This window comes from Haematobacter missouriensis, assembly GCF_000740775.1.
Classification (GTDB): Bacteria; Pseudomonadota; Alphaproteobacteria; order Rhodobacterales; family Rhodobacteraceae; genus Haematobacter; species Haematobacter missouriensis.
Genome location: NZ_JFGS01000106.1, coordinates 1 through 773, shown reverse-complemented (window position 1 = coordinate 773; position 773 = coordinate 1). Strand labels below are relative to the sequence as shown.

The 773-nt window shown below is 62.2% G+C and carries 1 protein-coding gene and 1 pseudogene; both read left to right on the top strand.

The genetic code is table 11. The features are described 5' to 3' along the window. Window positions 1–106: 106 nt before the first annotated feature. Window positions 107–409 (top strand): annotated as a pseudogene (locus tag CG51_RS19850) (rhomboid family intramembrane serine protease); the annotation flags it as partial. Beyond that, on the top strand, window positions 330–665 hold the full coding sequence (locus CG51_RS21010) for a thioredoxin family protein (RefSeq protein WP_084695294.1): 336 nt from the start codon (window positions 330–332) through the stop codon (window positions 663–665). The pseudogene CG51_RS19850 and the gene CG51_RS21010, both read left to right, overlap by 80 nt. Window positions 666–773: the final 108 nt, after the last annotated feature.

Here is a 773-nt window from a genome sequence, read left to right as displayed (position 1 = left end):
GAAGCCTCGCTCGAATCCTTCCCCGCCTCTGATCCTCCGGCGTGGACGGGTGTGACAATTGCAAGAAAGACGACGTGATGACGGCCAGCTACATGCGCTCGGGGAAATGAGATGTTTCCATGGGCCGATACCGTTGCTCGCAGATACCCCCCCGTGGCCGTCTGGTCAGTCGTCGGGATCAGCCTTCTCGCTTTCCTCTACCAGAGGGGCCTGCCGCCGCGTGCGCTCAACCGGTTCCTGTTCGACTTCGCTGCCGTCGCGCGTCTTCGGTCAGCTCCGTCTCATCGCCCCGTCCGATTGGACCCCGTTCCTGACCAACATCTTCCTTCATGCGGGCTGGCTTCACCTCATCCTCAACATGTGGACGCTGTGGACCTTCGGCCCCGCCGTCGAAGATCGGCTCGGACCGGGTAGATTCACGCAGGGCCGAGTGGTGCGGGCCATGCAAGATGATGGCGCCCCAGTTCGAGGCGGCGGCGCGCTCGCTCGAACCCCATGTCCGCCTGGGCAAGCTCGACATCGAGGCCGAACAGCAGATTGCCGGCCGCTACGGGATCCGCGGCACTCCCACCATGATCCTGTTCAGGAGCGGCAAGGAAATCGCGAGGACGAGCGGTGCAATGCCTGCCGCGCAGATAGCGCAGTGGGCGCGGTCGCACGTCTAGAGTTTACAGGTATTGGCCTTACCTGCGCCATGCCATCAGGAGAAGAAGGACAAGAACATGCATGGCGTGACCGGATTTATTGAAAGTGCGGCCTTGTTGGTCTTTGCC

Excerpts from the sequence above, each read along its gene's own strand:
- CG51_RS21010 (WP_084695294.1), top strand. The coding sequence starts at position 330 with ATGCGGGCTGGCTTCACCTCATCCTCAACATGTGGACGCTGTGGACCT.